The following is a 23,072-nucleotide window of genomic DNA, read 5'->3' on the forward strand; positions in this document are numbered from 1 at the left end:
GATTAAAAGACTATTGATTTGCGGGGGTGCCACCTAGACTCCGAGGCACCCGGGTCAACACCGACGCACGCTCTCCCTCCACGGAAACCAGCGTTTCCGCCCCGCCTTTCAGCGAAGGGCGGTAGGGAGCGGCGTGTCGGCGAGAACAACAATAAACAGGACTCGACCCATGCCGCGCACGCCCTCTCCCGAAGACGCCGACCTGCACAAGAAAGCCCGCAGGGCCGGTATCGCCTCCTTCATCGGCACCACCATCGAGTGGTACGACTTCTACATCTACGGCCTGGCCGCCGCCCTGGTGTTCGGCAAGGTATTCTTCCCCGCCGACATGGATCCGGGCCTGGCCACCCTGCTGTCCTTCGTCACCCTCTGGTCGGGCTTCATCGCTCGTCCGCTGGGCGGGATCATCTTCGGCCATCTCGGCGACCGCATCGGCCGCAAGACCACCCTGGTGATCACCCTGATCATGATGGGCATCGCCACGACCTGCATCGGCCTGTTGCCGGTCTATACGCAGATCGGCATCTGGGCACCGATCTCCCTGGTGGCGCTGCGTATCGTCCAGGGCATCGCGGTCGGCGGCGAGTGGGGCGGCGCGATCCTGATCGCCAGCGAAAGCGCGCCCAAGGGCAAGGGCATCCTGTACGCCGCCTTCGCCCAGCAGGGCTCGCCCACCGGCAACCTGCTGGCGACCCTGGCGTTCTTCGCCCTCAGCGCCCTGCCCGCCTCGGACTTCATTCTCTGGGGCTGGCGCGCGCCGTTCCTGCTCTCCGCAGTGCTGGTCATCGTCGGCATGGTGATCCGCCTGAAGCTGGAGGAGTCGGAAGACATGAAGCGCGTGCTGGCGCAGAAGCGCACGGTGAAGCTGCCGCTCGCCGAGGTGCTGGGCAAGCATTGGAAGATCGTCCTGCTCGGCGCCGGCGTGCTGCCGATCATCCACGTCACCTACTTCAAGGGCACCTTCGCCCTCTCCTGGGCGACCAAGACCCTCGGCTACAGCCAGGGCACCTTCCTCAGCATCATCGTGGTCGCGCTGGTGGTGCAGTTCCTCAGCCAGCCACTGGGGGCGCTGCTCACTTCGCGCATCGACATGCGCAAGGCGGCATGCCTGATGGTGCTGCCGGAGTTCATCCTGATGCCGGCGATGTTCTTCGCCGTGGAAACCAAGGTCTACTGGATCGCCGCGGCCGGCATGTGCCTGGCCACGGTGCCGCACGCGATGTTCTACGGCGCGGTGGGCGGTATCCTCGCCCGAGCCTTCCCGGCGCGGGTGCGCTACACCGGCCTGTCGCTGGCCTACCAGCTCTGCTCGCTGCTGGTCGGCGGCGGTACGCCGGTACTGGCCCAGTGGATTCTCAACAGTACCGGCAGCATCGTCGGCGTGGCCCTGGCCTCGGCCTGCTACGCGCTGGTCTCGCTGGCCTGTACCCTGGCCCTGTTGCGGATCACCGGGTTCCACGCCAGCGACCTGTCGACCGCCGAGCGCGCCGACGCCGAGGACTTGCAGCGGCCCGCAGCGGTCGAGCGGGAACCGGTGTTGCGCGCCCCCGCCCGGCTTCTGGGCGGCGATCCCGGCTAGCCGGCAGCGCCCATGCGCCGCTCGTGCTCCAGCAACCAGCGCTTGCGCCACAGGCCACCGCCATAGCCGGTCAGGGAACCGTCCGAACCGATGACGCGGTGGCAGGGAATCACGATGGCGATCTGGTTGGCTCCGTTGGCGCGGGCCACGGCGCGCACCGACGACGGCGAGCCGATGGACCTGGCCAGCCCGGCGTAGCTCTGCGTGCTGCCGCACGGTACCTCGCGCAGCGCCTGCCAGACCGTGCGGGTGAAGGCCGAGGCGTTCAGCGCCAAGGGGGTCTGGAAGCGCACTGGAGTACCGCCGAAGTAGTCGGCGAGTTCCGCCTCGATCCTGTCGATGGAGGCGAAACGGCCGAAACCGATGCTCGATCCGCTGCTCTTCTGCAGGCGTTTCAGCTCCCCGCTCAACGCCGGGCGGTCGAAGAATTCCAGCAGGTGCAGGGCCTGCGCATCGGCCACCGCGAGCATGGCGCCGAGCGGGGTCTGCAGCCAGTCCGCCTTGAGCAGCTCGCGCCCGCGCAACTGCGACGGCGGCTCGCCCAGCAGGCGCGCGAAGGCGCTACGGAAGCCGCTGTCAGAGTCGAAGCTGGCATCCAGTTGCGCGTCGATCACCCGCGCGCCCGAGGACAGCCGCTCGGCGACCTGGCCAAGACGGCGCAGGCGAGCCATTTCCAGAAAGGTCACGCCGAACTCGCGCTTGAAAGCACGGCGCACGGTGGACGGGTCATAGCCCAGCGCCGCCAGGTCGTCTTCGAACCAGCGCCGCTGCGGTTGCCGACCGAGGCGCTGGAGCAGGTCGCTGACCAGCGGCCCCTGCGTGCCGAGCCGCTCCAGCGGCCGGCAACGCAGGCAGGGTCGGAAGCCGGCCTCGACGCAGCCCTTGATCGAATCGAAGAACAGGGTGTTCTCGCGCTTCGGCTTGCGCGCCGGGCAGGTCAGGCGGCAGAACACCCCGGTGCTCTTCACCCCGACGAAGGCGAAGCCATCGTAGGCGGGGTCGCGCGCCAACAGCGCGGCATACAGGGTGTCGTCATCGGGAAGGGGAAGGAACAACGCTGCGTCGGACATGGCCGGCTCCGGAACCAGGGAGGCGATGGATAGCCACTCTAGGCCAGGAGCCTGCGCCTTGCCGCCGCGAAACGGGCGTCGATTCTTTCTCAGCCCTCCTCGAAACGCATCTCCGGCGGCTGCTCGCGGAAACCGTGGGTGATCGCCGCCAGGTACACCGCGCCCAGCGCCAGCCAGCAGAGGCCGAGGATGATCGCCAGATGGTCGAGGCTGGCCATCAACCACAGGTCGGCGACCAGGCCGATGCCAGGGAATACCAGGAACAACAGGGTTTCCCGTGGGCCGCGGCGCTCGGCGCCAAGGTAGTAGTGGAAGACCACCGACAGGTTGACCAGGCTGAAGGCGAGGAAGGCGCCGAAGTTGATGAACGAGGTGGAGGTGGTCACGTCCATCTGTAGCGCCAGCAAGGCCACCACACCGCACAGGACGATGCTGTTCACCGGCGTCTCGAAGCGCTTGCCGAGACGCCCGAAGAACGGCCGCGGAAGGACGCCGTCGCGGCCCATGGCGAAGAGCAGGCGCGAGGCGCTGGCCTGGGCCGAGAGACCGGAGGTGAACTGGCCGACGATCAGGCCGACCAGGAAGAAGGTCACGAACAGGTCGCCACCGATGTTGCGGGCGATCTCGTAGGCCGCCGAGTCCGCGCTGTCGAAGGCGAACGACGGGTGCGCCAGTTGCACGAAGTACGAGGTGACGATGAAGATCAACCCGCCCAGCAGGGTGATCAGCAGGATCGCCCGCGGGATGTTGCGCCGCGGGTCGCGGGTTTCCTCGGTCAGGGTACTGACCGCGTCGAAACCGAGGAACGAGTAGCAGGCGATCGCCGCACCGCTCATCACCAGCGGCACCTGCAGGTCGCCACCGAGCAACGGTTGCAGTGACCATAGCGGCTTGCCCGGGTCGCCCAGCACGTAGTGCACGCAGAGCGCGACGAAGGCGCCGAGGACCAGGAACTGCACCAGCATCAGCAGGCCATTGACGTTCTTCGCCAGGCGCAGGCCGACGATGTTGATCGTCGTGGTCACGCCGATGAACGCCAGCACCCAGACCGCGTTGGGTACCGCGGGAAAGGCCGAGTGCAGGTAGGCGGCGCCGATCAGCCAGATCGCCATCGGCAGGAACAGGTAGTCGAGCAGCACCGCCCAGCCGGCGATGAAGCCGAGCCGGGAATCGATGGCCTTGCGCACGTAGGTATAGGCCGAGCCGGCCACGGGGAAGGCCGCGGCCATGCGCCCGTAGCTGAGGGCGGTGAAGAGCATCGCCAGGGAAGCGGCGATGTAGGCGGCGGGGACGTGTCCCTGGGTGGTCTCGGCGAGGATGCCGAAAGTCCCGAGGACGATGATGGGGGTCATGTAGGCGATGCCGAACAGCACCACGGAACCCAGCGACAGGGTGCGCTTGAGTCTGGCCATTACTGCTTACTCCGGAATTATCGTTTGTTATGGCAGTGGCCCGCAGCCGGCCGGGCCGCGGGGCGCAGGGGCCTCCCCTCACCCGGGAGACCGGCGGACGCTCGGGCGCCCATCGTTGTGCTACGGCTTTCCGGGCCGATCCTCGCCCGCTCGCTGGCGGACGGAGGACGACGCGACGCTCCTGTCGCGCCGCGTTGAATCAGGGAATCAGCAGTTCGCGCAGGCCGTCCGGGTGCTCGCGGCGCTCGCCGGGCAGGACCAGGCGACGCTCTTCGAGGTAACGGTAATCCCGACGCGCATCCTGCAACCGGCCGAGGTCCAGTTCGACGATCTGCCGGCATTCTTCGCGCCCGGCCTCGCAGAGCAACTGGCCGTAGGGATCGACCACCGCGCTGCCGCCGGCGAAGACCAGCCCGCCGTCGCCATGCCCGACGCGGTTGACCATCACCGCGTAGGCCTGGTTTTCCATGGCGCGGGCCATGATCGCGGTGCGATGGGTGGGGCCATAGGGGTCCATGTTGCCATTGGTCACGATGATCAGTTCCGCACCCAGTTGGCCGAGGGCCCGCGCGCTTTCCGGGAACTCGATGTCGAAGCACACCAGCAGGCCGACCCGGATGCCGTTCCACAGGGCGGTGGCGTAGCGGTCGCCAGGCGTGAAGATGCCGCGGTCGGAGGCCCACAGGTGGGTCTTGCGGTATTTCAGGGCGATGCCGTCGGGAGCGATCAGCAGGGTGGTGTTGTAGTAGCGGCCGGCGTCCGCCTCGGCGATGCCGATCGCCACCGAAACGTTACGTTCACGGGCGACGCGCTGCACCGCGCTGACCGTCGGGCCGTCGAGCGGCTCGGCAAGGGCGGCGATGTTGTCTTCGCTGGGGAAGCCGGTCAGGTGGGTTTCCGGGAACACCACCAGTTCGGTGTCCGCCGCACAGTCGGCGATGGCCGCCAGGGCGCGTTCCAGGTTGTGCGCGGTGTCGCCATCGCGACCGGCGATCTGGACGAGTTCGACTTTCATCGGAATTCCTTGTTGTTCTCGGCGCTGTTCGGCACGCGCGCTGTTCGTATGCAGGGGTCGGCACAGTATGCTTGGCGTTCCCCGCGCCGATAATTACGTCCGAGGGTTAACCCAACAGGGGTAGAAGATGAGTTTCACCTTGCAGGACATCGCCTGGCACCGCTCCGTCGGGCAACTGGTCGAGGCGCTGGATGCGCCGGACTTCTGGATTCGCCTGGTACGCCTGCTCGAACAGTACGTTCCGTTCGACAGCTGGGTGGCCCTGCTGTTCAGCCAGGGCCGGCCACAGGTGTTCGCCGAATGCCCGGGCGCCGACGGCGGGCCGGATCCGCTGTTCCAGGACTACCTGCGAGGCCTCTACCTGCTCGACCCGTTCTACATCGCCAGCCGCGAGAACCCGTGCAGCGGCCTGTTCCGTCTGGCCGACGTGGCACCGGAATGCTTCGAGCAGACCGATTACTACCAGCGTTACTTCCGCCTCAACGTGGTGGCCGATGAAATCCAGATCAACGTCCAGCTCTCCGGCGAACGCACCCTCTGCCTGTCGCTCGGCTCGCGGCGCCGCTTCACCCCCGAGCAACTCGCCGTGCTCGGTCTGGTGCGGCCCTGGGTGGCCGGGCTGATGCGCCAGCGCCTGGCCTTCGAGGACGAAGTGTTGAACAGCCCTGCGGCGCCGGAGCCGGGCTGGCAGGGTTCGCTGGAGAAGGTCGCGGAGCAGATGGGCACGCCGCTGACGGCGCGCGAACTGGAGGTCGGCAGGCTGATGCTCAGCGGCTGCTCGAGCAAGGAGATCGCCCGCAAGCTGGCGATCTCGGCGGAAACCGTGAAGGTCCACCGCAAGCACATGTACGGCAAGCTCGGCATCAAGTCGCAGTCCGAGCTGTTCGGCCTGTTCCTCCAGGCCCAGGGCTGACGGGACGGGCGACCGTCCCGTCGCCGCTCAGCGGCGCTTGATCTTCGGCTTCGGCCGGCCCTGCACGCACTTGAAGCGCGGATTCGACTTGCAGATCACGTAGAGCCGGCCACGGCGCTTCACCACCTGGCAATCGCGATGGCGCAGCTTGGCCTGTTTCAGCGAGGCGAGGACTTTCATCAGGCCCCCTTGCCGCCGACGAAGCCGGCGAAACGCTTGTTGAACCCGGCCACGCGGCCTTCGCTCTTGGTCTTGCGCTGTTCGCCGGTGTAGACCGGGTGCGAGGCGCTGGAAACGTCCAGCGTCACGTAGGGATAGGTCTTGCCGTCGGTATGGGTATGGGTCTTGTCGGTCTCCGCGGTGGAGCCGATCAGGAAGTACACGTCGGCCGAGGTGTCATGGAACAGGACGGGACGGTATTCGGGATGGATGCCGGGTTTCATGGGGATGCCTCCTACATAATGTTATATAGTTACATATTACTCCGATAAGAATAATTCGCAACTCCGGAAAGAGTTCCCGGCGACCATTCGGCTGCTCGACCATCCAGACACAATTATTAGCTTGCTTTCTATCCCCGTTTGTTTCCCATAATCAGCGCTTGGTTAGCGCGGGGGGAACCCGTCGTAGACGCCTCGAAGAAGGTGACTACCATTTTGAACCGAAGCCTGAAGATTGGAGACATGATGAATCTGTCGCTACTCAGTCGCTATGCGTTTTTCGCCTGTATCGCCCTGTTCACCTTGCTCAGCCTGCCGTTCCTCGGCAGCACCGAATGGCTCTGGCCGTTCACCCTCCTGGGCGTGGCCCTGAGCCTGCTCGGCCTGTTCGACCTGATCCAGACGCCCCACGCGGTGCGCCGCAACTATCCGATCCTGGGCAACATCCGCTATCTGGTGGAAGGCATCCGCCCGGAGATCCGCCAGTACCTGCTGGAAGCCGACGGCGACGCCCTGCCCTTCTCCCGCGCCCAGCGCTCGCTGGTCTACTCGCGGGCGAAGAACGAAAGCTCGGAGAAGCCCTTCGGCACCCTGATCGACGTGTACACCGCCGGCTACGAATTCATCAGCCACTCGATGCGTCCGGCGCCGCTCAGCGATCCCTGCGAGTTCCGCGTCGACATCGGCGGGCCGCAATGCAGCAAGCCGTACTCCGCTTCGCTGTTCAACGTCTCGGCGATGAGTTTCGGCGCCCTCAGCGCCAACGCCATTCGCTCGCTGAACCGTGGCGCGCAGATGGGCAACTTCTACCACGACACCGGCGAGGGCAGCATCAGCCCCTATCACCGCGAGAACGGCGGCGACCTGGTCTGGGAACTGGGCAGCGGCTACTTCGGGTGCCGCACCCGCGATGGCAAGTTCGACCCTGAGCGCTTCGCCGCCCAGGCCCTCGACCCGCAGGTGAAGATGATCGAGATCAAGCTCAGCCAGGGCGCCAAGCCGGGACACGGCGGTATCCTGCCCAAGCACAAGGTCACCCCCGAGATCGCCGCCACCCGTGGCGTGCCGATGGGTGAGGATTGCGTTTCGCCGTCGCGCCACAGCGCCTTCTCCACGCCGATCGAGCTGATGCAGTTCATCGCCCAGCTGCGCGAACTGTCCGGCGGCAAGCCGGTCGGCTTCAAGTTCTGCCTGGGCCATCCATGGGAGTTCATGGGCATCGCCAAGGCCATGCTGGAGACCGGCATCCTCCCCGACTTCATCGTCGTCGACGGCAAGGAAGGCGGCACCGGCGCGGCGCCGCTGGAGTTCACCGACCATATCGGCGTGCCGCTGCGCGAAGGCCTGCTGTTCGTCCACAACACCCTGGTCGGCCTCAACCTGCGCGACAAGATCAAGGTCGGCGCCAGCGGCAAGATCGTCAGCGCCTTCGATATCGCCAGCGTCCTGGCCACCGGCGCGGATTGGGCCAACTCGGCGCGCGGCTTCATGTTCGCCATCGGCTGCATCCAGTCGCAGAGCTGCCATACCAACAAGTGCCCGACCGGCGTCGCCACCCAGGACCCGCTGCGCCAGCGCGCGCTGGTGGTGCCGGACAAGGCCGAGCGGGTGCGCAACTTCCATCGCAACACCCTCAAGGGCCTGGCCGAGATGCTCGCCGCGGCGGGCCTGGAACATCCCTCGCAGCTCGAAGCCAAGCACCTGGTGCGACGCATCACCGACACCGAGATCCGCCTGTTCTCGCAGCTGCACTACTTCCTCAAGCCGGGCGAACTGCTTTCCGGCAAGATCGAGGGCGAGTTCTACGAGCGCATGTGGAACATGGCGCGGGCCGACAGCTTCGACGCGGCGGCCTGAGCCGCCGCCCTCGCACGCAAGAAAAAGCCGGAGGCATCGCTGCCTCCGGCTTTTTCATGTCCGCGTAGATCAGCCCAGCAGGATGGTCGCCCAGGTCACGGTGATCACGGTGAGGGCCACGAACTGCGCGGCGCTGCCCATGTCCTTGGCATTCTTCGACAGAGGGTGGCGTTCCAGCGAGACGCGGTCGACGGTGGCCTCGATCGCCGAGTTGAGCAGCTCGACGATCAGCGCCAGCAGGCACACCGCGATCATCAGCGCGCGTTCGCCGCGGCTGACGTCGAGGAGGAAGGCCACCGGGATCAGCACCACGTTGAGCAGCACCAGTTGGCGGAAGGCGGCTTCACCGCGGAAGGCGGCGAGGAAACCTGCGAGGGAATAGCCGGTGGCGTTGAGGATACGCTTGAGGCCGGTCTGGCCTTTGAAGGGGGAAGGCGACACGTCGGGTTCTCATCGATTCGGAAGGCCGGCAGTCTAGCCGCCGGCTGGTCAAAAAAGCGTTAAGCCGTCTCTCAATGAGAAGCGGGAACCGTCTCCATTTGTTGCAGCAGCAGCGCGGCCTGGGTCCGGGTGCGCACGTTGAGCTTGCGGAAGATCGCCGTGACGTGGGCCTTCACCGTCGCCTCGGAAACGTTCAGGTCGTAGGCGATCTGCTTGTTCAGCAACCCTTCGCAGACCATGGTGAGTACCCTGAACTGTTGCGGGGTGAGGCTGGCGAGCCCGGCGCTGGCGGCCTTGGCCTCCTCGCTGAGGGCTTCGGCGGCGGCATCCTGCGGCGGCCACCAGGTGTCCCCGTCGAGCACCGCGCGCACCGCCTGCTGCAGGGTTTCCAGCGGGCTGGACTTGGGAATGAAGCCGCTGGCGCCGAACTCGCGGGAGCGCTGCACCACCGCGGCCTCCTCCTGTGCCGAGATCATCACCACCGGCACCTGCGGGTATTGCCCGCGCAACAGCACCAGGCCGGAGAAGCCATAGGCCCCCGGCATGTTGAGGTCCAGCAGGACCAGATCCCAATCGGCCTTCTCGTTCAGCCGCGCTTCCAGTTCGGCGATGCTGGCGGCTTCCACCAGGCGCACGTCGGGACCCAGCCCGAGGGTGAGGGCCTGGTGCAAAGCGCTGCGAAACAGGGGGTGATCGTCGGCGATCAGGATCTCGTAAGAAGCCATGACATGTCCTAGTTTGTTCGGCCCAGCCGAGGCGGCGCTCAGGATGCCGACCGAGGGCGGACCGGTCAAGCCGAATGAGGGATACCTCGTACACCGCGTTCGTCTTTTCAAACACCCCGGCTTGCTGGCAGAGTGGCGGACCCTCCCCGCCCCGTCGAGCGAGCCATGCGAAGCCAAGCCCTGCGTGCCGATGTCCTGATGCTGATCACCGCCATGATCTGGGGGGTGTCGTTCGTCGCCCAGCGCCTGGGGATGGACGCCATCGGGCCGTTCCTCTATACCGGCCTGCGCTTCGTCCTCGGTGCCCTGGTGCTGGTGCCACTGCTGATGCTGCGCTCGCGACGCGACGGCGCGCAACCCTTCAATCGCGGACAGTTGCTCGCCGGTGTGATCCTCGGCGTCGCCCTGACCACCGGGATCAACCTGCAGCAGGTCGGCCTGCTGTTCACCAGCGTGACCAACTCCGGCTTCATCACCGGGCTCTACGTGATCGTCGTGCCGTTGCTCGGCCTGCTGTTCGGCCAGCGCACCGGCGCGGGCACCTGGCTGGGGGCGTCGCTGGCGGTGCTCGGCATGGCCCTGCTGAGCATCGGCCCAGGCTTCCAGGTCGCCTCCGGCGACTGGCTGCAACTGGCCGGCGCGGTGGTCTGGGGCGCGCACGTCCTGCTGGTAGGCCTGTTCGCCAGCCGCTACGACCCGATCCGCCTGGCCTTCCTGCAGTTCGCCACCTGCGCGGCGGTCAGCCTGCTGCTGGCACTGGTCTTCGAGGAAATCCACTGGGACGCCATCGTCCAGGCCGGTCCCGCCCTGCTATACGGCGGCCTGCTCGGCGTCGGCACCGGCTTCACCCTGCAGGTGGTGGCGCAGAAGCACGCCATCGCTTCCCATGCGGCGATCATCCTGTCCCTGGAAGCGGTGTTCGCCGCCATCGCCGGCGCCCTGTTCCTCGCCGAGACCCTGCACCTGCGCGGCTATTTCGGTTGCGCGCTGATGCTGGCGGGCATGCTGGTGGCGCAGTTGTGGCCGCGCAAGCTCGCCGCCGAAGCGCGCCCGGCCTGACACTCAGCCACGGAACGGCGCCAGGGCACGGTGCGCCGGGCTGGCCTCGTCCAGCGGAATGTGCCGCTTGGCGCCCAGATAACGCTCGCTGAACACCTCCAGGTAGGCGCCGAGCGCCTCGCCCGCGGCCTCGTCGCCAGCCAGCTCCAGGCACAGCGCCGCCACTTCGGCGGTGCACAGGTGCTCGCCACGGGTCGAGCGACGCAGGCGATAGCGCGAGAGCTGCTCGGGCAGCAGGCTGAGCACCGGGAACGGCTCCAGGTAGGGACTCTTGCGGAACATCTTGCGCGCCTCGGTCCAGGTCGCGTCGAGCAGGATGAACAGCGGTCGCTTGCCTTCCACCTGCGGGGCGACCTCGTTCACCACCCGCTCCGCCGCCACGTATTCGCCGGGGAACACCAGGTATGGCTGCCACTGCGGGTCGGCCAGCAACTCCAGCAAGCGCGGGTCGACCTCGGTGCGCGACCAGCCGAAGGCGAAGGTGTCGGCCACGGTATCGGCGATCAGCCAGCCGGTGTTGGTCGGTTTCAGCGCCTCGATGTCGTGCATGACCAGGCACATGCCGGCGCGCGCCTCGACCCGCGGCCGCCAGGCGCACATGCAATAGCTCGGCAGCAGCCGACAGCCTTCGCAGCGCGGCATGCGCGAACCGCGCGCGACGAAGGGTTTCAGGCTGCGCGCCAGGCGCTCCTGGCGCAAGCGGGAAACGGCATGGCTCATCGGGCAGGATCCCGGTACGGAAAGGACGGGCGAAGGAACATCGAAGACTCGAGGAAACGGGCTGGAAAGCGACCGCGAAATTCTATCAGAGCCCGCGTGGCTCCTGCTTTGTCGGACAACTTCCGAGGCCGCGAAAAAAAATTCTTCACAGGGGCCTCAGACGTCTAGTTAGAGCGGGATGCGATCCCTATAATCCGCCCCCTTTTTCGACACCGGGCAGCCGGCTCCGCCCGCTGACCTTACTGCCTCTCCAGACGAGTGACGCCCCCCTTGCTCGAGATCCGCAACGTGACCCGCCGCTTCGGCGACTTCACCGCCGTCGACAATGTCAGCCTGACGATCAACACCGGCGAATTCTTCACCCTCCTCGGCCCTTCCGGGTGCGGCAAGACCACCCTCCTGCGCATGCTCGCCGGCTTCGACCAGCCGGACAGCGGCGAGATCCGCCTCAACGGCCAGGACCTCGCCGGCGTCGAGCCGGAGAAGCGCCCGGTGCATACGGTGTTCCAGAGCTACGCGCTGTTCCCGCACATGAGCGTGGCGCAGAACATCGCCTTCCCGCTGAAGATGGCCGGAGTGGCGAAGAGCGAGATCGACGCCCGCGTCGAACAAGCCCTGAAGGACGTGCGCCTGGCGGACAAGGGCGGGCGCATGCCGACACAGCTTTCCGGCGGCCAGCGCCAGCGCGTGGCGATCGCCCGCGCGCTGGTCAACCGGCCGCGCCTGCTGCTGCTCGACGAACCGCTGTCGGCGCTGGACGCCAAGCTGCGCGAAGAAATGCAGATCGAACTGATCAACCTGCAGAAGGACGTCGGCATCACCTTCGTCTATGTCACCCACGATCAGGGCGAAGCCCTGGCGCTGTCGCACCGCATCGCGGTGATGAACCAGGGCCGGGTGGAGCAGCTGGACGCCCCGGAAACCATCTACAGCTTCCCGCGCAGTCGTTTCGTCGCCGACTTCATCGGCCAGTGCAACCTGCTCGACGCCACAGTCGAGGCGGTCGACGGCGAACGCGTGCGCATCGATCTCCGGGGCCTGGGCGAGGTCCAGGCGCTGAAATCCTTCGACGCCCAGCCCGGCGAGGCCTGCGTGCTGACCCTGCGGCCGGAGAAGATCCGCCTGGCGCAGAGCGTCACCGCCGACAGCAACGAGGTGCACTTCCGCGGCCGCGTCGCCGAACTGCTCTACCTGGGCGACGTGACCCTGTACATCGTCGAGCTGGAGAACGGCGAGCGCCTGGAAACCCTGCTGCCCAACGCCACGCCCGGCCGGACCAAGTTCTTCGAGGTGGGCGACGCGGTGGAAGCCGCCTGGCGCTTCGATGCCGGCCACCTGGTCAGGGCCTGAGACGATGAGAAAGAACCTCGGCAAGTGGCTGCTGGTCTGGCCGCCGCAAGCGTATCTGCTGTTCTTCTTCCTGGTTCCGGCGCTGATCATGCTGTTCGCCTCGTTCCGCTTTCCCGGCGACTACGGCGGCCTGGCGCCCTGGATGTACAGCGAGGACGGGCAGACCGTCTACGACCTCAGCGTGGAGAACTACACCCGGCTCACCGAGAGCTGGGTGTACCTGCAACTGTTCGTCAAATCCTTCGGCTACGCCCTGGTCACCACCCTGGCCTGCCTGCTGCTCGCCTACCCGGTGGCGACCACCCTCGCCCGGGCCCCGGCGAAGTGGCGCAACCTGCTGATCCTGCTGGTGATCCTGCCGTTCTGGAGCAACCTGCTGGTACGCGTCTACGCCTGGATGATCATCCTCTCGCCGTCCGGTGCCCTGACCCGCGGGATCAACGCCGCGCTGGACCTGTTCGGCGCGCAGCCGATCAGCCTGATGTTCACCCCGTTCGCGGTGATCCTGTGCATGGTCTACGTGCACCTGCCGTTCATGATCCTGCCGCTCTACGCCAACCTGGAGAAACACGACCCGGCCCTGCTGGACGCCGCCCAGGACCTCGGCGCCGGTCGTTGGCAACGCTTCTGGCGGGTGACCTTCCCGCTCTCGCTGCCGGGCGTGGCCGCCGGCGCGGCACTGGTATTCATCCCGGTGCTGGGAATGTTCGCCATCCCCGACCTGGTCGGCGGTACCGACGGCATCATGATCGGCAACCTGATCAAGAGCCAGTTCCTCGACTCCCGCGACTGGCCGTTCGGCAGCGCGCTGTCGATCGCCCTGACCGGCTGCATCCTGCTGCTGGTCGCCCTCGGCATGGGCGCCGCGCGCGCCCGCAAGGGAGGCGCCCATGCGTAGGCCCTACCTGCTCTGGAGCGCCACCGCGCTGGTGTACCTGTTCCTCTACGTACCGCTGGTGATCGTGGTGCTGTACTCCTTCAACGACTCGCGGCTGAACGCCGAGTGGGTGGGCTTCACCCTGGACTGGTACCGCAAGCTGTTCGGCAACCGCGACATGCTCCAGGCCGCCGCCAACTCGCTGGTCATCGCGCTGGTTTCGGCCAGCGTGGCGACCCTGCTCGGCACCCTCGCCGGGGTCGCCCTGCATCGCTTCAAGCTGCGCGTGCTGCCCCTGCTGGTGCTGACCCCAATCGCCATTCCGGAACTCCTGATGGGAGTCTCGCTGGTGATCTTCTTCATCGGCCTGAACATGAGCCTGGGCATGCTCTCGGTGACCCTCGCGCACATCACCTTCTCGGTCGGCTTCGTCGCCCTGGTGGTGCAGGCGCGCATGTCGGGCATGGACGAAAGCCTCACCGAGGCGGCCCGCGACCTCGGTGCCACGCCCTGGCAGAGCTTCCGCCTGGTGACCCTGCCGCTGATCATGCCGGGCATCGTCGCCGGCGCGCTGATGGCCTTCACCCTGTCCATCGACGACTTCGTGATCACCTTCTTCACCGCCGGCGGCGGCTTCGCCACCCTGCCGACGCAGATCTACACCATGATCAAGATCGCCGTGACGCCCGAAGTGAACGCCGTCTCCACCCTGCTGATGCTGCTCACCCTGGTGCTGATCGTGATCGCCTCGAAACTCTCCCCCAGCGCCATCAAGGGCCATTGATCCGCCGAAACCCGCGGGCCTCCCGGAGAGGCCCGCGGCCTTGCCCTGCTCCGGTTTCCGGAGCCCTGCCACCCCGTAACAAGGAACCATGATGAAAAAGCTGTTGCTCGTCGCAACCCTCATGGCAGGAGCCGCCCAGGCCACCGCCGCCGAGAAGCTGTATCTGTTCAACTGGAATGACTACATCGCCGAGGACACAGTGAAACGCTTCGAGCAGCAATGTGGCTGCGAGCTGGTGCAGGAGTTCTATTCCGGCACCGAGGAAATGATGGCCAAGCTGGCCGCCGGGGCCAGCGGCTACGACGTGATCATCCCGACCCAGAACGCGGTCGAGGCGCTGATCCGCAAGGGCGACCTGCTGGAGCTGGACAAGAGTCGTCTGGCGAACCTGAGCAACGAGGCCGCGGGCTACCTCGACAAGGATTTCGACAAGGGCAACCGCTATTCCCTGCCCTACGCCTTCACCACCACCCTGGTCGGCTACAACAAGACCGAGCTGGACAAACTGGGCATCGACCCCGCCGACTGGTCGGTGATCTTCGACCCGGCGGTCCTGGAGAAGATCAAGGGCAGGGTCACGGTGATGGACGACCCGCAGGAACTGTTCGGCGCCGCCCTGAAGTACCTCGGCCACTCCGCCAACGACACCGACCCGCAGCACTGGAAGGAAGCCCAGGCGCTGATCCTCGCGGCCAAGCCGTACTGGGCCGCGTTCAACTCGTCGAGCTATATCAAGGAGCTGACCCTGGGCAACATCTGGGTCGCCCATGGCTACTCCAGCGACATGTACCAGGCCAGGGCCGACGCGGAGGCTGCCGGCCGCGCCTTCAAGGTCGACTTCGCCCTGCCCCGCCAGGGCGCGGTACTGGCCATCGACAACATGGTGATCCACAAGGGCTCGAAGAACCCCGACCTGGCCTACCGCTTCATCGACTTCATGCTCGACGGTCGGAACGCTTCCGAGCTGACCAACCAGATCGGTACCGGCACGCCCAACGCCGCCGCCCTGCCCTTCATCAGGCCGGAAATCAAGACGCTCGCCGCCCTGTTCCCGGACGCCACCACCCAGGCCAGGCTGGAGCCGCTGAAGGACCTGAACTCGCGCCAGCGACGCGCCCTGAACAAGCTCTGGACCGAGATCAAGCTGCGCTGATCCGCACCGCTATCGACGAAAGGGCGACCCTCGGTCGCCCTTTTGCGTTTCCGTGCCCCGCCCCGAACGCGGTAACATGGCGCCCATTCGCCACCGTCCGTCCCGGGAATGGGCCGACGGAAACAATTCGCCCCCTCCATCGGTCGAATCCGCTTATTGCCCCAGGAGATCTTCGATGTCGCGCTTCATGGCCCTTGCCCTTTGTTTCGTCCTGCCCACCGCCGCCCATGCCGCCTCGCTCAAGGATTTCGAACTGAGCAAGATGCTGGAGAAAGTGGCCAAGGAAAGCAGCGTAGGCACTCCCCGCGCCATCAACGAAGACATCCTCGACCAGGGCTACACCGTCGAAGGCAACCAGTTGATCAATCACCTCAGCGTACGCGCCAGCCACGCCGAGCGCATGCGCTCCAACCCGGACAGCGTGCGCAGCCAGCTCGGCGATAGCGTGTGCAGCAACACCGGCTATCGCCAGTTGCTCGCCCGCGGCGCGATCCTCACCTACAGCTTCACCGAGTACAAGACCAACCAGCCGGTCGCCACCGAACGCTTCGATGCCGGCAGTTGCCGCATCCAGGGCAAGAAGTAAGCGCGCCGCGCGGTCGCCATGCTGGACAAGCAGCATCTGCTGAAGATCGCCAGAACGCCGATGCCGTTCGGCAAGTACCAGGGACGGATGCTGGTCGACCTGCCGGAGGAGTACCTGCTGTGGTTCTACAAGAAAGGCTTCCCGCCCGGTGAACTCGGGCGGCTGATGCAGTTGACCCTGGAGCTGAAGATCGACGGGCTGGACGGGCTGCTCAAGCCGCTTCGTCCCCCCGCTCCGTAGGCGAATGACGTCGCCGACGCTATCCGCCGATACCCCGCCCACACCCTGCCTTCGCCAGACACCCGCCCCCGTTCGGCAGGGCGAATAACGCCACAGACGCTATCCGCCGATACGCAGCCGAACTCAGCGCAACAACGCCGGATCGCCCTTGCCGGCCACCGCCGCCGCCTCCTCCGGGGTTAGCAGCGCGGTGCGCGGCACCTCCATCAAGCGGGCGCAAGCCGCCAGCACGTTGCCCCAGCAGGCGCGGTTGGCGAACTGCATGCCCGCCTCGTCGAGGGTGCCGCCGCGGTTGCGATAGCCGAGTACCGAGGTGCGCCGGGCATCCGGCAGGATCGGCCAAAGATGACCGCGCGCCACTTCCGCGCGCATATGGGTGAGTAGCACGCGGCGCTCATGGCTATCCGGGAACAGTCGTTCCACCAACGCCTCGTCGGCCACCGCCTCGACCTCCCAGCGATCGCGCGGCGCGCGGAAGCGTCCCGGCTCCTGCAGGTAGACCAGCCGGTAGGCCTGCCCGGCCTCGGCCAGACGCTGCGCGGCGCGGCGCATCTGTTCGAGCTGGTAGCTGCCGTTGGCGATCAGCAGCAGTGGATCGGAGCCGCAGCGCTCCTCGACCAGGATCGCGCCGTCGCGGGCCAGGCGCTCGGCCTGGACGGCGTCGAACACCATCGGCCGGTCGCGCTTGGGGATCACCAGGCAGGCCAGTTGCCCCCGGCTGCGGTAGATCGTCGGTAGCAGCGCCAGGGCGCTGTTGTGATCGGCCGGGAAGAGCACCCGGACCATGTCACTCATCTCGCCAAGCAGGGCCTCGCAGAAGGTGGTGTCCTGGTGCGACTGCTGGTTCTTGCCATTCTCCCAGGTATGCGAAGTAGCGACCAGCGGCCAGCCCAGCCAGCCGGCCGGACGCCCGACTTCCTTCTGCTGGCGGGCGAAGATCAGGGTCTGGCGCACCGCGCCGAGCATCTTCACGCAGAACGCCTCGTAGCTGGCAACCAGGTTGAGTCCGCCCTGGTTGGCCAGGCAGGCGGACACCACCGCCTCCTCGTTGAGCGCGGTGATGACCCGACCGCTCACCGATTCCAGTTCGCTCTCCGGCTCGCTGACCCGATGCTTGAGCGCCTTGAGCACGCCGCCGAGGCGGTTGCTGGCCAATTCGTCGGGATTGCCGACCCGGGCGCGCAGGTCGGGGTTGGCCTCCACCAGTTCGGTATAGAAGCGGTCCAGCGCGGCCATCGGCGAGCAGGGATCGTCGCGATAGCGCAGCGGCGGGATGATCGGTTCGATGGGATGGCGCAGGGCCAGCGGGTTGTCCCGTTCGAGGGGACGCTCGCCGCGCTGCTCGGCGAACAGCCGGCGGGCCAATTCGAGAGCCTCAGGCTCGACCCAGAGTTCGTTTGCATGCTGGTTGAACAGTTGCCGGGCCTGTTCGTCGTTATGCGGATTGCCCGGCAGCGGCAGGTTGTGCGCGGCGTTGCTGCCGGCGCCATAGAAGCCGAAGCCCTTGACCGTCTCGGCGATGCCGTAGGGAATCGGCAGCGGGTAGCGGAGGATGCCGCTGTTCTTCTCCTGCACGCGCCGCTCCAGGCGCTGTTCCATCTCCCAGAGCGTACAGACGAAGGCGGCCGGGTCGCGCCCATCGAAGCTGATCGGATCGAAGCCGCAGCGGCGCAGATGCAGCTTGAAGCCCTCCAGCCCCTCATGGGTGCCCAGTTCGGTGCGCTGCTCGATGCGCCGGCCATTGGCGATCATCACCGGCAGCGCCGCCCCGCAATCCTCGGCTCGCCACCAGCGCGGAATCCAGTCGCTGCCGCGCTGTTCCTCGGCGGCACCATCGGAGAGGAACGCCACCAGGGTCTCGCCGGGCAGCGGCATGTGCGCATACTGCAATTCGGCGAAGCCGAGGTAGCCGCCCTCGGCGATACCGCCGGCGGTATGCGGATTCACGTGGCTGCCCAGTGGCGCCGCCGGTGCGCCGTTGGGGGCCTGGGCGTAGCCGTAGAAGTCCTGCAGCAAGCGGTTCAGCCCTTCCTCGCCGTCGGCATAGGCGCGCTCCTGCTCCGGGTGCAGGTTGCCGGTGAGGACGTTCAGCGCGTCGATGGCGACCACGCAATGGCCCTGGCCCATCAGCCAGGCGCGAGTCTTGCCGGTCAGGACGTTGAGTGCCAGATAGCCGGCGTAGGCCGGGACCATGTTCAGGGCTCCGCCGGTGTGGCCCTCGGGCTGTGTCTTGAAATCCTCGGCCTGCAAGGGCTGGCCGTCCAGGCGGATGCGCCGGGCGTAGGTCATGTGCACGACGATGCGCAGGGCGCTGGCGGTCAGCCGGTCGAGGGCGCGGAACAGCTGGTAGACGCTGGCCAGGTCCGGTTGCAGCCCGGCTTGGACCAATTGATGAGCGGTGCGGAACACGGCGGCGCGGGTCTCTGCGCTATGCTGGAGCGGACCATGGCCTTGCAGCCACGCGGCAAACGCCGGCTCGGCCGCCGCATGGGCAAGCAACTCGTCCTGACTGGGCAGAATCTGACTCATGGTGGGTAGCCTCCCTAGTGGTGCCTTGCAGTCTAGGCAGCACACGGCAAAGGGCGCTGACCTGCATCAAGCTCCCCGCCCCCGATTCGTTCACCCTGGCCCTGTACGAAGGTTCCATGGCATTCCACGATCCCCGAAAGGTATCGGGGTGTCGACAGAGCTCTGACGGAGGAGGCTCGATGGCATCACTGACGTTTCTAGGCGCCGCCCAGGAGGTCACTGGCTCCTGTTATCTGCTGGAAACCCTCGATGGCGTGAAGGTCCTGCTCGAATGCGGCATGCGCCAGGGGCGCCGCGAAGCCGACAACGGCAACCGCGCGCCCTTCCCCTTCGATCCCGCGAGCATCGACGCGGTGGTCATCTCCCACGCCCACCTGGACCACAGCGGTCTGCTGCCGCGCCTGGCGGCCGAGGGCTTCAAGGGCCCGATCTTCGCCACCGAGGCCACCTGCGAACTGCTCGAACTCATGCTGCTGGACTCCGCACACATCCAGGAAAAGGACGCCGAGTGGGAGAACCGCTGGCGCAACCGGATCGGCAAGCCGAGCATCAAGCCGCTGTATACCCAGGCCGACACCGAACGCGCGCTCAAGCTGCGCCGGCCGATCAGCCTCGGCAGCACGGTGGCGGTCGCTCGTGGCGTGCGGGTGACCTTTCACAACGCCGGCCACATCCTCGGCTCGTCGATCGTCGAAGTGCAGTTCCACGACCAGGTGCAACCGCGCCGCCTGGTGTTTTCCGGCGACCTCGGCAACACCTGCTCGCCGTTGATGCGCGCGCCCTCGCCGCTGAGCCGGGCCGACGTGGTGATGCTCGAGTCCACCTACGGCGATCGCGATCACCGCGACAGCAACGAAACCCTGGAGGAACTGGCGGCGATCCTCGAACAGGCGCATCGCGACGGCGGCAACGTGCTGATCCCGTCGTTCGCCGTCGGCCGCACCCAGGACCTGCTCTACTACCTCGGCCGCTTCTACCAGGAGGGCCGCCTGCCGCAACAGGCGGTGTTCCTCGACAGCCCGATGGCCGCCCGCGCCAACGGCATCTACCTGCGCCACAGCAACGAGTTCGACGACCGCGACCGCGAGTACATTCGCGGCACCGGCACCACCCGCCTGGAGGAATGGCTGCCGGTCCTTCGCGTCACCCGCAGCGCCGACGAGTCGATGGCGATCAACCGGATCAAGAGCGGCGCGGTCATCATCGCCGGCAGCGGCATGTGCACCGGTGGCCGTATCGTCCATCACTTCAAGCACAACCTCTGGCGCCCGGAATGCCATGTGGTATTCCCCGGCTTCCAGGCGCGCGGCACCCTGGGCCGCAACATCGTCGACGGCGCCAGCGCGGTTCGCGTGTTCCACCAGCGCATCGCGGTCAAGGCGCAAATCCATACCCTCGGCGGCTTCTCCGCCCACGCCGGGCAATCGCAGTTGCTCGACTGGGTCGCTCACTTCGCCCACCGTCCCGCGCTATACCTGATACATGGCGAGCGGGAAAAGATGGAAGCGTTGCGGGGCGCGATCCGCGAGCGCCTCGACTGGGATGCCGAGATACCCGAGCCCGGCGAACGCATCGAGATCTGAGCCGCCGTCCGCAACTGTCACGCAGTCCGTGGCAGTATGCGGATGACCGCCTGTCCAGGGTGGTTGTAGAAGGAGTATGCGAATGCCCTACGAAGCCGATGACTATCTTTCCCGGCACTTCCAGACCAGCGGCACCGACCTGGCGCGGAAGGTCGACGAACTGGCGGCCCTTGCGGCTCCCGGCGACAGCCCCAATCTCGCGCTCTACCGCGAGATGCTCTTCACCGTGACGCGCATGGCCCAGGCCGACCGCAACCGCTGGGACGCCAAGATCATGCTGCAGACCCTGCGCGAGATGGAGCATGCCTTCAGCGTCCTCGAGCAGTTCAAGCGGCGACGCAAGGTCACCGTGTTCGGCTCGGCGCGCACGCCGGTCGAACATCCGGTCTATGCCCTGGCGCGCAAGCTGGGCGAGGAACTGGCCCGCTACGATCTGATGGTGATCACCGGCGCCGGCGGCGGCATCATGGCCGCCGCCCACGAAGGCGCCGGGCTGGAGAACAGCCTGGGCTTCAACATCACCCTGCCCTTCGAGCAGCACGCCAACCATACGGTGGACGGCAGCGGCAACCTGCTGTCGTTCCACTTCTTCTTCCTGCGTAAGCTGTTCTTCGTCAAGGAAGCCGACGCCCTGGTGCTCTGCCCCGGCGGCTTCGGCACCCTCGACGAGGCGCTGGAAGTGCTGACCCTGGTGCAGACCGGCAAGAGCCCGCTGGTGCCGATCGTGCTGCTCGACCAGCCGGGCGGCCGCTACTGGGAACACGCCCTGGAGTTCATGCAGGAACAGTTGCTGGAGAACCACTATATCCTGCCGGCCGACATGCGCCTGATGCGCCTGGTGCATTCGGCCGAAGACGCGGTGAAGGAAATCGCCCAGTTCTACCGCAACTTCCACTCCAGCCGCTGGCTGAAAGGCACGTTCGTGATTCGCCTGAACCACGCCCTGAACGAAGCCGCGCTGGCGCACCTGCACGAACACTTCGCCAGCCTCTGCCTGAGCGGCGGCTTCCAGCAGCAGGCCTACAGCGAGCAGGAACAGGACGAACCGGAGTTCCGCAACCTGACCCGCCTCGCCTTCGTGTTCAACGGGCGCGACCAGGGGCGTCTGCGGGAATTGCTGGACTACATCAACCTGCCGGAAAACTGGGACTGAAGCTGCCGCTCCGGCACGCGCTCAATCGTCGCTGCGACTGTTCAACAGGCGGCTGATCGACTCCATGGAGTAACCCCGGTACGCCAGGAAGCGGCCCTGCTGGGCCTTTTCCCTGGCGTCCTGCGGCAGGCGGGCGAACTTGCGGCGCCAGACCTCGCGCAATTGCGCACTCCAGTCGACCTCGCAGGCACCCAGCGCCCTTTCGATATCGGCGCGCGGCAGACCGCGTTGCGCCAGTTCCTCACGGATGCGCAACGGCCCATGGCCGCTACGGGCGCGACTGGCGATGAAGCTTTCGAGATAGCGGGATTCGTCGAGCAGACCTTCCTCGGCCAGGCGGTCGAGGGCAGGGTCGATCAACTCGGCAGACGCGCCACGCTGGCGCAACTTGCGGGAAAGCTCGGCGCGCCCGTGCTCACGGCGCGCCAGCAGATCCATGGCCGCCCGCCGCACGGCGACGGGCGTATCGAGCACGGTCGCCATTGGCCTCAATCGGCTTCGGCGTCAGCCACTTCTTCGGCGTCGGCCTTCACCGGACCGCTCTTGGCCAGCAGCTGGTCGCGGATGGTCTTCTCCAGTACCGAACCGATTTCCGGATTGTCTTCCAGGTACTTGGCGGCGTTCGCCTTGCCCTGGCCGATCTTGCTGCCCTGGTAGCTGTACCAGGCGCCGGACTTCTCGACCAGGCCCAATTGCACGCCCAGGTCGATGATCTCGCCGGTACGGTAGATGCCCTTGCCGTAGAGGATCTGGAACTCGGCCTGGCGGAACGGCGGGGAAACCTTGTTCTTCACCACCTTGACGCGGGTTTCGCTACCCACCACCTCGTCGCCTTCCTTCACCGCGCCGGTACGACGGATGTCCAGGCGGACCGAGGCGTAGAACTTCAGTGCGTTACCGCCGGTGGTGGTTTCCGGGTTGCCGAACATGACGCCGATCTTCATGCGGATCTGGTTGATGAAGATGACCAGGCAGTTGGCGTTCTTGATATTGCCGGTGATCTTGCGCAGCGCCTGGGACATCAGGCGTGCCTGCAGGCCGACGTGGGCGTCGCCCATCTCGCCTTCGATCTCGGCCTTGGGTACCAGCGCGGCCACGGAGTCGACGATGATCACGTCGACCGCGTTGGAGCGCACCAGCATGTCGGTGATTTCCAGGGCCTGCTCGCCGGTGTCCGGCTGGGAGACCAGCAGGTCGTCGACGTTGACGCCCAGCTTGCCGGCATAGTCGGGATCGAGCGCGTGCTCGGCGTCGACGAAGGCACAGGTGGCGCCCTGTTTCTGGGCCTCGGCGATCACCGAGAGGGTCAGGGTGGTCTTGCCCGAGGATTCCGGACCGTAGATCTCGACGATCCGGCCCTTGGGCAGGCCGCCGATGCCGAGGGCGATGTCCAGGCCCAGGGAGCCGGTGGAGATGGCCGGGATCGCCTGGCGCTCATGGTCGCCCATGCGCATGACCGCGCCTTTGCCGAATTGGCGTTCGATCTGTCCCAGGGCCGCGGCCAGGGCGCGCTTCTTGTTCTCGTCCATTGAAGTCCTCGCGAAGTCAGGGCGGCCGGACGGCCACGAACAACTGTATAAGTAGAC

23 protein-coding genes are annotated in these 23,072 nt (G+C 66.5%); 12 read left to right on the plus strand and 11 right to left on the minus strand.

Annotated features, from left to right (window positions below; translation table 11 throughout):
- The first annotated feature begins 169 nt into the window (after positions 1 to 169).
- Complete coding sequence (locus tag HMPREF2581_RS00960; RefSeq protein WP_003138045.1) at positions 170 to 1,579, plus strand: MFS transporter; 1,410 nt, start codon at positions 170 to 172, stop codon at positions 1,577 to 1,579.
- Here the strand turns inward: HMPREF2581_RS00960 and HMPREF2581_RS00965 are convergent.
- The 3 genes from HMPREF2581_RS00965 to HMPREF2581_RS00975 form a co-directional block, all read right to left on the minus strand.
- Positions 1,576 to 2,649 (minus strand): bifunctional transcriptional activator/DNA repair enzyme AdaA, encoded by a 1,074-nt coding sequence (locus tag HMPREF2581_RS00965; protein WP_003119362.1) that lies wholly within the window; start codon positions 2,647 to 2,649, stop codon positions 1,576 to 1,578. The two genes, HMPREF2581_RS00960 and HMPREF2581_RS00965, sit on opposite strands and share 4 nt — an antisense overlap.
- 89 nt (positions 2,650 to 2,738) lie before the next feature.
- Complete coding sequence (locus HMPREF2581_RS00970; protein WP_003138044.1) at positions 2,739 to 4,061, minus strand: APC family permease; 1,323 nt, start codon at positions 4,059 to 4,061, stop codon at positions 2,739 to 2,741.
- A 199-nt stretch (positions 4,062 to 4,260) separates the two neighbouring features.
- A complete protein-coding gene (locus HMPREF2581_RS00975; protein ID WP_003092205.1) occupies positions 4,261 to 5,076 on the minus strand; it encodes a carbon-nitrogen hydrolase family protein in 816 nt (271 codons plus the stop codon).
- A 127-nt stretch (positions 5,077 to 5,203) separates the two neighbouring features.
- On the opposite strand from HMPREF2581_RS00975, the gene HMPREF2581_RS00980 reads away from it, so the two are divergent.
- Positions 5,204 to 5,989 (plus strand): helix-turn-helix transcriptional regulator, encoded by a 786-nt coding sequence (locus tag HMPREF2581_RS00980; protein WP_003092207.1) that lies wholly within the window; start codon positions 5,204 to 5,206, stop codon positions 5,987 to 5,989.
- Between the two features lie 27 nt (positions 5,990 to 6,016).
- Here HMPREF2581_RS00980 and ykgO read toward each other — a convergent pair whose 3' ends face one another.
- Together ykgO and HMPREF2581_RS00990 are read right to left on the minus strand one after the other, a co-directional pair.
- Positions 6,017 to 6,169 carry a type B 50S ribosomal protein L36 gene (ykgO, locus tag HMPREF2581_RS00985; protein ID WP_003092209.1) on the minus strand — a complete coding sequence of 51 codons (153 nt, stop codon included), beginning with the start codon at positions 6,167 to 6,169 and terminating at the stop codon, positions 6,017 to 6,019.
- Positions 6,169 to 6,432: a type B 50S ribosomal protein L31 gene (locus HMPREF2581_RS00990; protein WP_003092213.1), complete on the minus strand. Its 264-nt coding sequence runs from the start codon at positions 6,430 to 6,432 to the stop codon at positions 6,169 to 6,171. The genes ykgO and HMPREF2581_RS00990 overlap by 1 nt, the downstream gene beginning before the upstream one ends.
- Before the next feature lie 243 nt (positions 6,433 to 6,675).
- On the opposite strand from HMPREF2581_RS00990, the gene HMPREF2581_RS00995 reads away from it, so the two are divergent.
- Positions 6,676 to 8,286, plus strand: a complete 1,611-nt coding sequence (locus tag HMPREF2581_RS00995) for an FMN-binding glutamate synthase family protein (RefSeq protein WP_003092223.1) — start codon at positions 6,676 to 6,678, stop codon at positions 8,284 to 8,286.
- A 69-nt stretch (positions 8,287 to 8,355) separates the two neighbouring features.
- Here the strand turns inward: HMPREF2581_RS00995 and HMPREF2581_RS01000 are convergent, their stop codons facing one another.
- Together HMPREF2581_RS01000 and erdR are read right to left on the minus strand one after the other, a co-directional pair.
- Positions 8,356 to 8,727: a diacylglycerol kinase gene (locus HMPREF2581_RS01000; RefSeq protein WP_003092226.1), complete on the minus strand. Its 372-nt coding sequence runs from the start codon at positions 8,725 to 8,727 to the stop codon at positions 8,356 to 8,358.
- Positions 8,728 to 8,798: 71 nt separating this feature from the next.
- Positions 8,799 to 9,452, minus strand: coding sequence for a response regulator transcription factor ErdR (erdR, locus tag HMPREF2581_RS01005; protein WP_003092229.1), 654 nt, complete (start codon positions 9,450 to 9,452; stop codon positions 8,799 to 8,801).
- Positions 9,453 to 9,584: 132 nt separating this feature from the next.
- Between erdR and HMPREF2581_RS01010 the strand changes: the two genes are divergently transcribed.
- Positions 9,585 to 10,511: a DMT family transporter gene (locus HMPREF2581_RS01010; RefSeq protein WP_003119360.1), complete on the plus strand. Its 927-nt coding sequence runs from the start codon at positions 9,585 to 9,587 to the stop codon at positions 10,509 to 10,511.
- Positions 10,512 to 10,514: 3 nt separating this feature from the next.
- Here the strand turns inward: HMPREF2581_RS01010 and HMPREF2581_RS01015 are convergent, their stop codons facing one another.
- Positions 10,515 to 11,231: a tRNA-uridine aminocarboxypropyltransferase gene (locus HMPREF2581_RS01015; protein WP_003138041.1), complete on the minus strand. Its 717-nt coding sequence runs from the start codon at positions 11,229 to 11,231 to the stop codon at positions 10,515 to 10,517.
- A 258-nt stretch (positions 11,232 to 11,489) separates the two neighbouring features.
- On the opposite strand from HMPREF2581_RS01015, the gene HMPREF2581_RS01020 reads away from it, so the two are divergent.
- From HMPREF2581_RS01020 to HMPREF2581_RS01045, 6 genes are all read left to right on the plus strand, one after another.
- Complete coding sequence (locus HMPREF2581_RS01020; protein WP_003138039.1) at positions 11,490 to 12,581, plus strand: ABC transporter ATP-binding protein; 1,092 nt, start codon at positions 11,490 to 11,492, stop codon at positions 12,579 to 12,581.
- 4 nt (positions 12,582 to 12,585) lie between these two features.
- Positions 12,586 to 13,479 carry an ABC transporter permease gene (locus tag HMPREF2581_RS01025; RefSeq protein WP_003092241.1) on the plus strand — a complete coding sequence of 298 codons (894 nt, stop codon included), beginning with the start codon at positions 12,586 to 12,588 and terminating at the stop codon, positions 13,477 to 13,479.
- The gene (locus tag HMPREF2581_RS01030; RefSeq protein ID WP_003092244.1) at positions 13,472 to 14,242 is read left to right on the plus strand and encodes an ABC transporter permease; all 771 of its coding nucleotides are present in this window, start codon (positions 13,472 to 13,474) and stop codon (positions 14,240 to 14,242) included. The genes HMPREF2581_RS01025 and HMPREF2581_RS01030 overlap by 8 nt, the downstream gene beginning before the upstream one ends.
- Before the next feature lie 88 nt (positions 14,243 to 14,330).
- Positions 14,331 to 15,395: a polyamine ABC transporter substrate-binding protein gene (locus HMPREF2581_RS01035; RefSeq protein WP_003138038.1), complete on the plus strand. Its 1,065-nt coding sequence runs from the start codon at positions 14,331 to 14,333 to the stop codon at positions 15,393 to 15,395.
- 175 nt (positions 15,396 to 15,570) lie between these two features.
- Positions 15,571 to 15,981, plus strand: coding sequence for a quorum-sensing-regulated virulence factor family protein (locus HMPREF2581_RS01040; protein WP_003092248.1), 411 nt, complete (start codon positions 15,571 to 15,573; stop codon positions 15,979 to 15,981).
- A gap of 18 nt (positions 15,982 to 15,999) precedes the next feature.
- Positions 16,000 to 16,221, plus strand: a complete 222-nt coding sequence (locus HMPREF2581_RS01045; protein WP_003092249.1) for a DUF3820 family protein — start codon at positions 16,000 to 16,002, stop codon at positions 16,219 to 16,221.
- Between the two features lie 123 nt (positions 16,222 to 16,344).
- On the opposite strand, the gene HMPREF2581_RS01050 is transcribed toward HMPREF2581_RS01045, so the two are convergent.
- Positions 16,345 to 18,750 (minus strand): phosphoketolase family protein, encoded by a 2,406-nt coding sequence (locus HMPREF2581_RS01050; protein ID WP_003138037.1) that lies wholly within the window; start codon positions 18,748 to 18,750, stop codon positions 16,345 to 16,347.
- Between the two features lie 179 nt (positions 18,751 to 18,929).
- Between HMPREF2581_RS01050 and HMPREF2581_RS01055 the strand changes: the two genes are divergently transcribed.
- Together HMPREF2581_RS01055 and HMPREF2581_RS01060 are read left to right on the plus strand one after the other, a co-directional pair.
- Entirely contained in the window at positions 18,930 to 20,333 is a 1,404-nt protein-coding gene (locus tag HMPREF2581_RS01055; protein WP_003092253.1) for an MBL fold metallo-hydrolase RNA specificity domain-containing protein, read from the plus strand.
- 82 nt (positions 20,334 to 20,415) lie between these two features.
- Positions 20,416 to 21,486: an LOG family protein gene (locus HMPREF2581_RS01060; RefSeq protein ID WP_003092255.1), complete on the plus strand. Its 1,071-nt coding sequence runs from the start codon at positions 20,416 to 20,418 to the stop codon at positions 21,484 to 21,486.
- Positions 21,487 to 21,507: 21 nt separating this feature from the next.
- On the opposite strand, the gene recX is transcribed toward HMPREF2581_RS01060, so the two are convergent.
- Complete coding sequence (gene recX / locus HMPREF2581_RS01065; RefSeq protein ID WP_003138036.1) at positions 21,508 to 21,969, minus strand: recombination regulator RecX; 462 nt, start codon at positions 21,967 to 21,969, stop codon at positions 21,508 to 21,510.
- A gap of 5 nt (positions 21,970 to 21,974) precedes the next feature.
- Positions 21,975 to 23,015 carry a recombinase RecA gene (recA, locus tag HMPREF2581_RS01070; protein WP_003092260.1) on the minus strand — a complete coding sequence of 347 codons (1,041 nt, stop codon included), beginning with the start codon at positions 23,013 to 23,015 and terminating at the stop codon, positions 21,975 to 21,977.
- Positions 23,016 to 23,072 lie beyond the last annotated feature (57 nt).

This window comes from Pseudomonas sp. HMSC057H01, assembly GCF_001836405.1.
GTDB lineage: Bacteria > Pseudomonadota > Gammaproteobacteria > Pseudomonadales > Pseudomonadaceae > Pseudomonas > Pseudomonas aeruginosa.

Excerpts from the sequence above, each read along its gene's own strand:
- HMPREF2581_RS00960 (WP_003138045.1), top strand. The coding sequence starts at position 170 with ATGCCGCGCACGCCCTCTCCCGAAGACGCCGACCTGCACAAGAAAGCC.
- HMPREF2581_RS00965 (WP_003119362.1), bottom strand. The coding sequence starts at position 2,649 with ATGTCCGACGCAGCGTTGTTCCTTCCCCTTCCCGATGACGACACCCTG.
- HMPREF2581_RS00970 (WP_003138044.1), bottom strand. The coding sequence starts at position 4,061 with ATGGCCAGACTCAAGCGCACCCTGTCGCTGGGTTCCGTGGTGCTGTTC.
- HMPREF2581_RS00975 (WP_003092205.1), bottom strand. The coding sequence starts at position 5,076 with ATGAAAGTCGAACTCGTCCAGATCGCCGGTCGCGATGGCGACACCGCG.
- HMPREF2581_RS00980 (WP_003092207.1), top strand. The coding sequence starts at position 5,204 with ATGAGTTTCACCTTGCAGGACATCGCCTGGCACCGCTCCGTCGGGCAA.
- ykgO (WP_003092209.1), bottom strand. The coding sequence starts at position 6,169 with ATGAAAGTCCTCGCCTCGCTGAAACAGGCCAAGCTGCGCCATCGCGAT.
- HMPREF2581_RS00990 (WP_003092213.1), bottom strand. The coding sequence starts at position 6,432 with ATGAAACCCGGCATCCATCCCGAATACCGTCCCGTCCTGTTCCATGAC.
- HMPREF2581_RS00995 (WP_003092223.1), top strand. The coding sequence starts at position 6,676 with ATGAATCTGTCGCTACTCAGTCGCTATGCGTTTTTCGCCTGTATCGCC.
- erdR (WP_003092229.1), bottom strand. The coding sequence starts at position 9,452 with ATGGCTTCTTACGAGATCCTGATCGCCGACGATCACCCCCTGTTTCGC.
- HMPREF2581_RS01015 (WP_003138041.1), bottom strand. The coding sequence starts at position 11,231 with ATGAGCCATGCCGTTTCCCGCTTGCGCCAGGAGCGCCTGGCGCGCAGC.
- HMPREF2581_RS01025 (WP_003092241.1), top strand. The coding sequence starts at position 12,586 with ATGAGAAAGAACCTCGGCAAGTGGCTGCTGGTCTGGCCGCCGCAAGCG.
- HMPREF2581_RS01030 (WP_003092244.1), top strand. The coding sequence starts at position 13,472 with ATGCGTAGGCCCTACCTGCTCTGGAGCGCCACCGCGCTGGTGTACCTG.
- HMPREF2581_RS01035 (WP_003138038.1), top strand. The coding sequence starts at position 14,331 with ATGATGAAAAAGCTGTTGCTCGTCGCAACCCTCATGGCAGGAGCCGCC.
- HMPREF2581_RS01040 (WP_003092248.1), top strand. The coding sequence starts at position 15,571 with ATGTCGCGCTTCATGGCCCTTGCCCTTTGTTTCGTCCTGCCCACCGCC.
- HMPREF2581_RS01045 (WP_003092249.1), top strand. The coding sequence starts at position 16,000 with ATGCTGGACAAGCAGCATCTGCTGAAGATCGCCAGAACGCCGATGCCG.
- HMPREF2581_RS01050 (WP_003138037.1), bottom strand. The coding sequence starts at position 18,750 with ATGAGTCAGATTCTGCCCAGTCAGGACGAGTTGCTTGCCCATGCGGCG.
- HMPREF2581_RS01055 (WP_003092253.1), top strand. The coding sequence starts at position 18,930 with ATGGCATCACTGACGTTTCTAGGCGCCGCCCAGGAGGTCACTGGCTCC.
- HMPREF2581_RS01060 (WP_003092255.1), top strand. The coding sequence starts at position 20,416 with ATGCCCTACGAAGCCGATGACTATCTTTCCCGGCACTTCCAGACCAGC.
- recX (WP_003138036.1), bottom strand. The coding sequence starts at position 21,969 with ATGGCGACCGTGCTCGATACGCCCGTCGCCGTGCGGCGGGCGGCCATG.
- recA (WP_003092260.1), bottom strand. The coding sequence starts at position 23,015 with ATGGACGAGAACAAGAAGCGCGCCCTGGCCGCGGCCCTGGGACAGATC.